We start from the raw sequence: 9446 nt of genomic DNA, 5'->3' as shown, positions 1-9446 counted from the left end.
AACTATAAATGAAATAGTTGAAGTTTCAATTTGAGGATTTATTCTTCCATCTTTTAACCCCTTGATTTTTTCTCCAAGATGGTATACCTTAGAGAAGTAGGTGAGCATTTGTTTTAAATAACGCTTGTTCATCTCAAAACATCCTTTCTATTGGGTTTGTAGCAAAATTCATTATAGAAAGGATGTTTTCATTTTTAAACCCTAAATTTTTTCCAGTAAAAATCGGAATTTACATATTTCAATTATTATTCATCTAAACCATTACATATCAAGGGGCTACGCCCTATTTATTTTTTAATCTGCGAAACTTCTGAATAGTTAAATAAACCTTTTATCAAATTCGAGACATCAAGTAAATATCCCTTTTACAATAACTTTTTTAATAACTTACTAATTATAAATAGCCTTTTATTTGGCAACTACCAAACAAAAGGCTAAATTAAATTACATTACATTTAATTTTAATTGATTTTATTATTTTTTATTTCTTTTTCTAAATTCTCCAATTTATTTATGTCTTCTATCTTTAAATTTCTATATTTGCTTCGTATATTTTTTATGATTTCTAATTTTACATTATTATTACTCTCCAAAAATTTACTATTAATTATATCTATATAACCATCATACTTCTCTTCATCAATAAATTTACTACTGTTTTTAAATAATTCTAACATCTCCATATAAAACTGTTTATCACTTTCATCAGCATACTTCACAGCTAACTCTATTTCATTTATAGATACATTAATATCTTTAGTTAATAATAAGATAGCATAATAATAATGATTTTCAGGTTTTTGTGGTTCAATATCAACCAATTTTTGTCTTGTTTCAATTGCTTTATTAAAATCATTTAAATTTTCATAAACTAACGCTAATCTATGTAATGCAATTGTATTTTTAGGTTCTTTCTCTAATGCTTTTAATAAATATTCTTTAGATTTTTCATATTCTTTATTTACAGAGTACAATCTTGCAAGTTCAATTAAATCATCAACATTTTCATTGATATTTTTTTTCTTTTTATATAAGTTAATTGTTTCGTTAACACTCATAAAGTTCTTACCCGAATTAATTAAATACATTTCATATTCATATAAAAAAAATGTTACTAAAGCTGAAATAAAAAATAAAGTAATAACAGTTATATATATTTTTTTATTATGCACAATATCATCTCCCCATACATCAATCCAATTCAATTCTTCTTATTAGTAAAAATGATATTAAAATGAAACCTAACAACGTGGATATATTTAGCATTAAATCATATAGATAAGAAATATACACCATCTTATCTAATTGTAACATGTAGTTATATTTTGCTGCTGTTGAAAGAAATAATATACGCTTTGGAATTATATCTAAAAATAACCCTCTTTGTTCTGATATAAGTATTAGCAAAGATATTAATATTGTAATTATTCCTTTTTTAGTAATTATACCAATAATAAATACCATAGCTCCAAAAGTTATTAGGAATACTATCTGTAAAAGCAATGTACTATATGCCCTTAAATAAAATTCCTTAAAGCTAAACTCATAAATATTAAAAATTTCAAGTCCTTTTATCTTAAATACAATTAGTAAAATTAGTTCATAAACAAAAAACGTCAATATAAAAATAATACTAATTATAACTGAACCAGCTATATACTTATACAAAAGAGCTTTTTCTCTACCGTATGGTTTTAGGAAATGAATTCTTGCCGTCTTTTTTTCAAATTCCTTTACTAAAACATTTGTAAAAAAAATAGCCACAATAATTGGAAATATAACTCTACAATTTAATATAAACACATAATATGTATATGTAAAATAATCTCTCCCTCGTGGGTCGTGACTTGCAAAATAAGCAGAAATAGCTATAAAAAAAACTATGGAGATTAAAGGAGCAATATATTTTCTTTCCTTGATACACTTTTCAATTTCTAACTTAATCACATTCATTATAACCAATCCTTTCAATAAACTTTTCTTGAAGGGTGTTTCTTTTCTCTTGTATTTTAAAAATTCTTATATTATTTCTACTAAGCATATTTAGAATGTCATTTAGTTGTTCTTCCTTTACAATCAAAACTTTTTGCCCATCTTTTTCTATTATTGGTATTTGATCTATTCTTAAATTAAATTTTTCAGTATAAATTAAATATTGTATACAATGTTTATTTTCTTGATTATTAATGCAATCTATTATTTCACCATTTTGAAGAATATATATTTTATCACATATTTCTTCTACATCACTTAATATATGACTTGATAAAATTATAGTTTTCCCTCTTGTGGCAAGTGTTTTTATTAGTCTTTTAAACTTAATAATAGATTCAGCATCTAACGAATTTGTAGGCTCATCTAATATTATATATTTTGGATTATGTATTATTGCTGCTGCTATACCTATCTTTTGCTTCATACCCATTGAGCATTTATTAAATCTAACGTTTAAAAATTTATTTATCTCAAGTTCATTACAAACTTCTTCAAAAATATTAGAATCAAATTTATTATAAAGTTTACTAATTAACATCAAATTTTCTTTACCAGTTAAATTTTCATACAAGCTTGGTTCTTCAATTAAAAAACCTATTTCAGATGATATTTTTTCATATTCTTTTTGCAAATCAATATTATCAACAAAAACTTTACCAATTGTTGGATTATATATATTAGTTATTACTTTAAATAAAGTACTTTTACCTGAACCATTAGGTCCTATAAGTCCTACTACTTGTCCATCATTTGCTTCTAAACTAATGTTATTTAATATTTTTTTATTTTTTATTATTTTTGTTACTGATTTAACTTCCAAAGAATTCATATTATCTCTCCTTTTTTACAAAACTGGTACACATCAAATATGTACCAGCTAAATATTTACTTGTGCTTCGCTAAGGATTTCCATGTACTTGGACCACATATTCCATCAACTGCTAATCCATAATCACGTTGATATCTCATTAGAGCATCTTTTGTTAAAGGCCCAAACTTTCCATCAATCGTAGAATTATAATATCCTAAATCCTTTAATGACTTTTGTAAATCTACAATTCTATCAGTCTTGTTTGCTTGTCCATAACCTACCCAATTCTCACTCAAATTATAATCAAATTCAAATCCATATTTTACTTTATACCACCATTTCTCAACTCCACCATACAAACTATTATGTATTGACAAAAAATTTTTTGCATCATCATATAGGTCTGTTATTATCTTTTCTGCTATTTCACCTAATATTACCTTTACTACATAAACCAAAACATCTTCCCCAAAACTAACTTCAGGACCTTTAACAGTAATAGTATCATATTTTTCTAAAATAGGGTTATTTTTATTGCCAAGCGTTTTATTAATTTGTACATTATACATATTATTATTTATACTCATTGCTTGAACATTTGTATTTATAATTATAATATTAAAAGTTAAAATTAACGCTAAAAGCATTGATATGTATTTTTTCATTCTTTTACTCCCCCTTAATATGGTTTACGTAGAGCTCTACAATAATAATAATAATTGTATTTACTGTCAATATTTTCTTTGTAAATATTTTCTATTAATACAAAAGTCCCCTATATAATAAGGGACTTTTGTATTAATTACAAACAACTCTCTCCATCAATATAAACCTTTTCAACCTTTGCTCTTAAATCAAAGGGATGATGGTTCCAAATTACAATATCTGCATCCTTGCCAATCTTTAGACTTCCCACTCTATCCTCAATTCCCAAAATCCTTGCTGGATTTATTGTTAGCATCTCTAACACTTTTTTCTCATCTGCACCATATTTTAGTGCTACTCCCGCGTGAACATTTGTATGCTCTAAAGGAATAACCGGATGATCACACATTATAGATGTTAATATTTCTTTATCGCTCAATATTTTAACCGCTTCATAGGTTTTGTCCTTTAATTCTAATTTTGTTCTAAAACCAAATAATGGTCCAATAACTAATGGTATATTATTTTCCTTAATATAATCAGCTATTTTATATCCTTCTGTAGCGTGTTCTAAGACAAGTTTAAAACCAAACTCCTTTGATATTCTTATAGCTGTTAATATATCATCCCTTCTATGGCAGTGTATTCTTGCAGGTATTTCGCCCTTTAATACTCTTTCGCCTATTTCTAATTTAATATCTCTATCAACAAACTCCTTCTTTTCAATTTCACATTGCCTTTTCTTGTTCATATAGTCCTGTACCTTCATAAAATATCCTCTAATTAATGCTGCTGTACCAAGCCTTGTTGAAGGAGTTTGATTTTTACTACCATATACCCTTTTGGGATTTTCTCCAAGTGCCATTTTAAGTCCTGCAGGTTCCTTTAAAATCATATTATCAACTATATTCCCCTTTAGCTTTAAAATAGCTCCTTGTCCTCCAATAGCATTAGCACTACCAGGTAAAATCATAACTGTTGTTACTCCACCCTCAAGAGCTCTCTTTATTGCAACATCATCTGGATTAAAGGCATCTATTGCTCTAACTTCAGGAGTTAATGGGTTTGTAGCTTCATTACCATCCTGATATCCTCCCCCAACACCCTCTTCAAACAATCCTATATGGCTATGGGCATCAATAAATCCAGGAAGTACGAACTTACCCTCTGCATCCACAACTTGTGCATCTTTATCCTCAATATTTTCAGCTATATTTATAATCTTACCGTCCTCAATTAAAATATCCCCCTTAAAGGGTTCTTGTTCAATAGGATAAATAAAACCAGATTTAATAAGTATTTTCAAAAATACCACCCCCTCTCTTTATTATACATCAATCCCATTTAACTAACACTATATTTTTATAATTTATTTTATTTAAAAATTTCCTTGATAAAATTGTAAATAATTTTAGCAGTAATTCCCCATATAAGCCTTCCATTATATTCATAAAAATAAATAGGACTCCTTGATGATAAAAGCCTTTGGTTCATATTTATATATTTATTCTCTTTTTCAAAACGTGCACTAATTGATGCATAATACATATCTGGGACATTTTCTTTAAAAAAGAGCATTGGAACTAAAAAAATTTCATCAACCTCATCAATTGACAAATTAAAATTTAAATCTTTTAAAAGAACAACGAATACATATATAATCTTTCCGTGATAAGTTACTAAAGTATCAAACTGTCCTATAAACTCAAAATTCTCCCCACTTATACCAAGCTCTTCAATAAGTTCCCTTATGGCAGCCTGTTTTGGTGTCTCCCCTTCTTCTATCTTTCCACCTGGCAACGAAATATCTCCAGGTTGAAATTTTAATTTTTTTGATCTAACCTCAAATAATATTTTGTATTCATCATTATATACAATAGGAATAACAACGGAATATTTTTTATATTCTTCATCCTCTCCCATTATTTTCACTTCTCTTTTATTTAAAACTTTCTTTAGGTAATCTATATTCATTGTAGTTGTTCCTCCCATTTTACTAAATTATAAAAATTTTATGTATAATTTTAAAATATACGAAACATAATATTATTGTCAAATATAATTATAAATGTTATAATTATCTAAGAAAAAAGATTTAACCATCAAGACCCACTGCCCTATAAATCGGTAGGGTTGTGTCTTTGAGTCGTTAAATCCTATCATTTATAGGAGGTGTGTTCAATGGCTGATAAGACACTTGTTTGCCAAGACTGTGGCAAGGAGTTCGTTTTCACAGAAGGTGAACAAAAGTTCTATGCAGAAAAAGGTTTTGAAAACGAACCAAAGAGATGTCCTGACTGCAGAAGAGCAAGAAAACAACAAAAAAGAAGCTTCGAAAGAAGATAAAGGAGAGTTTACCTCTCCTTTTCTTTTTTAATTAATTACATTTTTATAGACTAAAACAACTATTCGGTACTCTATTCTCTATTTTTATAAAATCTCATACTTACTAAATTCCTCATCATAAAAGTGCCACCATTCACTCTCTATTCTTCTAAATCCATTTTTCATCATTGCTTCTGCTAAAATTTCTCTATTATTTATCGCTTCAATTGAACAGTAGCTATAATTTATACTTGCTCTTTCCGAAAAATCATCAAAATCCGAAGGCATTTCTACTTCTTTATTATTTATATCCACCAAAGTGACATCAACTGCAGCTCCTCTATTGTGAATTGAACCTCTCCAAGGTGGTGCAATATAGTCTTCATTTTTTACAGCTTCCCACATTATCCTTTGAACAGACAAAGGTCTATATGCATCCCAAACCTTAAGTTTAAAACCTAATTTTAATAGATATTCATTAACTTTAATTAATTTTTTAGCTGTTCCATATCTTAATAAACATCTTTCATCTATATAAAATCTCCTTTTAAAAAAATTTCTATCTGTAGCATACCTAATATCAAATATGATTTTATCCGTTAAAATCGATACATCAACTAAATCAAAATCACTTCTCATATCATCACCCCTTTTTATTATAAATAAATTACAAATCTTTGGGAATAATATATTTTGAGGTGACGTTATGCAAAACAATTTACTTGGTATAGTTTTTTCAATTTTAGCTGGCTTTCTTATGAGTATACAGGGAGTATTTAATACCCGCTGTAGTGAAAAAATAGGACTTTGGGAAACAAATATCGTTGTACAAATAACAGGTTTTATTTTTACTCTTGTTATTCTACTTATTGTTGGTAATGGGGATTTTAAAAAAATTACACAGGTTAATAAACTATATCTACTTGGTGGTGTTATTGGAGTTCTAATTATTTATTTTGTAATGAGAGGAATTTCTGAACTTAGCCCAACATATTCAGTGTCCACCATACTAATAGCTCAACTTATAACAGCTGCTGCTATAGACTTTTTCGGACTTTTTGGAACTGAAAAAGTACCATTTCACTATACTAAAATAATTGGGGTCATTCTAATGGTAGCGGGGATAATAATTTTTAAATTAAAGGGGTAATGAATAATTTACCCCTTTAATTTAAAAACTAATATATAGACATTATTTTACAAAAAACTGCGAGGTGACTTTAATGAAAGCTGTAATAATGGCTGGTGGTGAAGGAACAAGGCTTAGACCACTAACTTGTCATATACCTAAACCTATGGTACCTATTGCAAATACACCCGTTATGGAACACATTATAAATCTCCTAAAAAAACACAATATAAGCGAAATTGCAGCTACATTATATTATATGCCTGACAGTATTGTTGACTATTTTCAAGATGGCTCAAAATTTGGAGTTAATCTTCAATATTTTATAGAAGAAACTCCTCTTGGTACTGGAGGAAGTGTTTTAAACGCAGATAAGTTTTTAGATGGAACATTTATTGTAATAAGTGGAGATGCATATACCAATATAGACTTAACTAAAGCAGTTGAATATCATAAATCTAAAAATTCTAAAGCTACACTCATATTAAAAAAGCAGAGTATCCCCATTGAATATGGAATAGTAATAACAGATGAAGAAGGTAGAATAGTTAGATTTTTAGAAAAACCGTCTTGGGGTGAAGTATTTAGTGATACCGTAAATACAGGCATTTATATACTTGAACCCGAAGTATTTAACTATTACAAGAAAGGTGAAAATTTTGATTTTAGTAAAGATCTTTTCCCAAAACTCTTAAAGGATAATGTACCTATGTATGGTTATATAACTAACGAATATTGGTGTGATATTGGGGATATGAACTCCTACAGACAAACAAACTTTGATGTAATTGAAAATTTCTCCTCCAACAGATACACAAAAATTAAAGAAGGAATATACGTTGGTCAAAATACGTTTATACCTGAAGAAGTTGTATTAAAGGCTCCCTGTATAATTGGAGATAATACACATATATCTGAGGGATGCAAAATTGAATCCTACACAATAATTGGCAATAACTGTTATATTGATGCCTTTTCTTCATTAAAGAGAACAATATTATGGAACAATGTAAGACTTGGAAGATCCGTTGAATGTAGAGGAAGTATAATTTGTGATTTCACTAAAATACAGGACTCAGTACATATATACGAGGCAACGGTTATAGGAAAGGATACACTTGTTGAAAAAAATTCAACAATTAAGCCAGGCGTAAAGATTTGGCCCGAGAAATTAATCCCATCTTCATCTATAGTAAATAGAAATATAATATGGGGAACAAAGCCTCAAAGAATAAAATTTACTGAAAATGGTATAGAGGGTGAATTCAATATAGAGATAACACCAGAAACTGCATCTTTAATTGGCTCTGCATATGCCTCAACTTGTAAAAAGCAATTACCAATACTCATTTGTACAAATGGTTCTCGTTCAGCAATTGCAATTAAACAGTCTATAGTTGCTGGAATTATATCCTCTGGATATAGGGTTTTAGATTTAGAACACGAACCATTAAATGTGTTAAGATATGCAGTTAGATTTTATAAAGGTAGTGCCGGAATTTATATTTCATCTAAAAATACAGATAACTTGATAAACATACAGTTTATAAATGAATATGGTGCTAATATAGATAGAAAATCAGAAAAGAAAATAGATCAGATTTTTATTCGTGAGGATTTTCAAAGATGTAGTGCATACAATATAGGAAGCATTATTAATATAAAGAACTTTTATGAGTTATATATACAAAATTGTTTAAATAACATCAAAGGAATTGAAAAGATAAGAACAAAATCACCAAGAATACTTATTTCATCCTTAGATGAAAGAGGTGCTCTTATTGCTTCGCTTTTATTAGAATCAATCGGATGTAAAGTATCTGTAGACTACAACATAAACAAATTTTCAAATTTAGATGGATATGTAAAATATTTTTCTGAACAAGTTAAGTCTAACTTTTTATTTGGAGCTATAATCAACAGCAGTTGTGAAAACTTTATTATAATAGATGAAAAAGGTAACTTATTACAACAGGATATTTATAAGTTATTATCCTATTTAATATCAATTAAATTTGGCGAAAAGGACTTAATAGTTCCATATACAACATCATTTGCTGTTGATAATATAGCAAATCAATATAACGTTAAAGTCACCAGAGTAAAATCAAATACTGCTGAAATTTTAAATCAAATGCTAAACAAAACAGATAATCTATATTTAAATGTTCAATATATATTAAACTTTGATGCTATTTTATCAACTGCTTATATTACAGCATTTTTGATTGAAAATAACATTACCTTAAGTGAAGCAGTTGATACTCTGCCAAAATTCTATACTAAACACCAGGAAATTAAATGTGCATTTTCTGATAGAGGAAGAATTATAAGACAAATAATTGAGCAGAATAAACAAGACAAGATGGAACTTTACGAAGGGGTAAAGCTTATCTCAGATAAAGGTTATGCAATAATTCTTCCCGACGACCATAAACCAATACTTAAAATTTACATTGAAGGTTATAATCAAGAATTTGCTGACGATATTGCAGAGGATGTAATAAACAGATTAAACAGAATGCTCAAAAATCCATAATG

The 9446-nt window shown here is 28.0% G+C and carries 10 protein-coding genes; 3 read left to right on the top strand and 7 right to left on the bottom strand.

Annotation, left to right across the window (positions count from 1 at the left end; genetic code table 11):
* Positions 1–461: 461 nt before the first annotated feature.
* From BUB63_RS08475 to BUB63_RS08450, 6 genes are all read right to left on the bottom strand, one after another.
* Positions 462–1172 carry a tetratricopeptide repeat protein gene (locus BUB63_RS08475; RefSeq protein ID WP_027308101.1) on the bottom strand — a complete coding sequence of 237 codons (711 nt, stop codon included), beginning with the start codon at positions 1170–1172 and terminating at the stop codon, positions 462–464.
* A gap of 19 nt (positions 1173–1191) precedes the next feature.
* Positions 1192–1953 carry an ABC transporter permease gene (locus tag BUB63_RS08470; RefSeq protein WP_073249071.1) on the bottom strand — a complete coding sequence of 254 codons (762 nt, stop codon included), beginning with the start codon at positions 1951–1953 and terminating at the stop codon, positions 1192–1194.
* Positions 1940–2824 (bottom strand): ABC transporter ATP-binding protein, encoded by an 885-nt coding sequence (locus BUB63_RS08465; protein WP_027308103.1) that lies wholly within the window; start codon positions 2822–2824, stop codon positions 1940–1942. Before BUB63_RS08465 ends, BUB63_RS08470 begins: the two co-directional genes overlap by 14 nt.
* Positions 2825–2880: 56 nt before the next feature.
* Positions 2881–3471 carry a peptidoglycan-binding domain-containing protein gene (locus BUB63_RS14010; protein ID WP_073249069.1) on the bottom strand — a complete coding sequence of 197 codons (591 nt, stop codon included), beginning with the start codon at positions 3469–3471 and terminating at the stop codon, positions 2881–2883.
* 137 nt (positions 3472–3608) lie between these two features.
* On the bottom strand, positions 3609–4757 hold the full coding sequence (locus tag BUB63_RS08455) for an amidohydrolase (RefSeq protein ID WP_073249066.1): 1149 nt from the start codon (positions 4755–4757) through the stop codon (positions 3609–3611).
* A 68-nt stretch (positions 4758–4825) separates the two neighbouring features.
* On the bottom strand, positions 4826–5425 hold the full coding sequence (locus BUB63_RS08450) for an NUDIX hydrolase (RefSeq protein WP_073249064.1): 600 nt from the start codon (positions 5423–5425) through the stop codon (positions 4826–4828).
* Positions 5426–5632: 207 nt separating this feature from the next.
* On the opposite strand from BUB63_RS08450, the gene BUB63_RS08445 reads away from it, so the two are divergent.
* Complete coding sequence (locus BUB63_RS08445; protein ID WP_027308107.1) at positions 5633–5797, top strand: zinc-ribbon domain-containing protein; 165 nt, start codon at positions 5633–5635, stop codon at positions 5795–5797.
* Positions 5798–5881: 84 nt separating this feature from the next.
* Here the strand turns inward: BUB63_RS08445 and BUB63_RS08440 are convergent, their stop codons facing one another.
* Positions 5882–6415 (bottom strand): M15 family metallopeptidase, encoded by a 534-nt coding sequence (locus BUB63_RS08440; RefSeq protein WP_073249062.1) that lies wholly within the window; start codon positions 6413–6415, stop codon positions 5882–5884.
* 67 nt (positions 6416–6482) lie between these two features.
* Between BUB63_RS08440 and BUB63_RS08435 the strand changes: the two genes are divergently transcribed.
* Together BUB63_RS08435 and BUB63_RS08430 are read left to right on the top strand one after the other, a co-directional pair.
* Positions 6483–6926, top strand: coding sequence for a DMT family transporter (locus BUB63_RS08435; RefSeq protein WP_073249060.1), 444 nt, complete (start codon positions 6483–6485; stop codon positions 6924–6926).
* A gap of 73 nt (positions 6927–6999) precedes the next feature.
* A complete protein-coding gene (locus BUB63_RS08430; RefSeq protein WP_073249058.1) occupies positions 7000–9444 on the top strand; it encodes a sugar phosphate nucleotidyltransferase in 2445 nt (814 codons plus the stop codon).
* Positions 9445–9446: the final 2 nt, after the last annotated feature.

The organism is Caloramator proteoclasticus DSM 10124, from assembly GCF_900129265.1.
Lineage (GTDB): Bacteria > Bacillota > Clostridia > Clostridiales > Caloramatoraceae > Thermobrachium > Thermobrachium proteoclasticum.
Note: the sequence above shows the minus strand (reverse complement) of the source record. Positions and strands in the feature narration are given on the sequence as shown.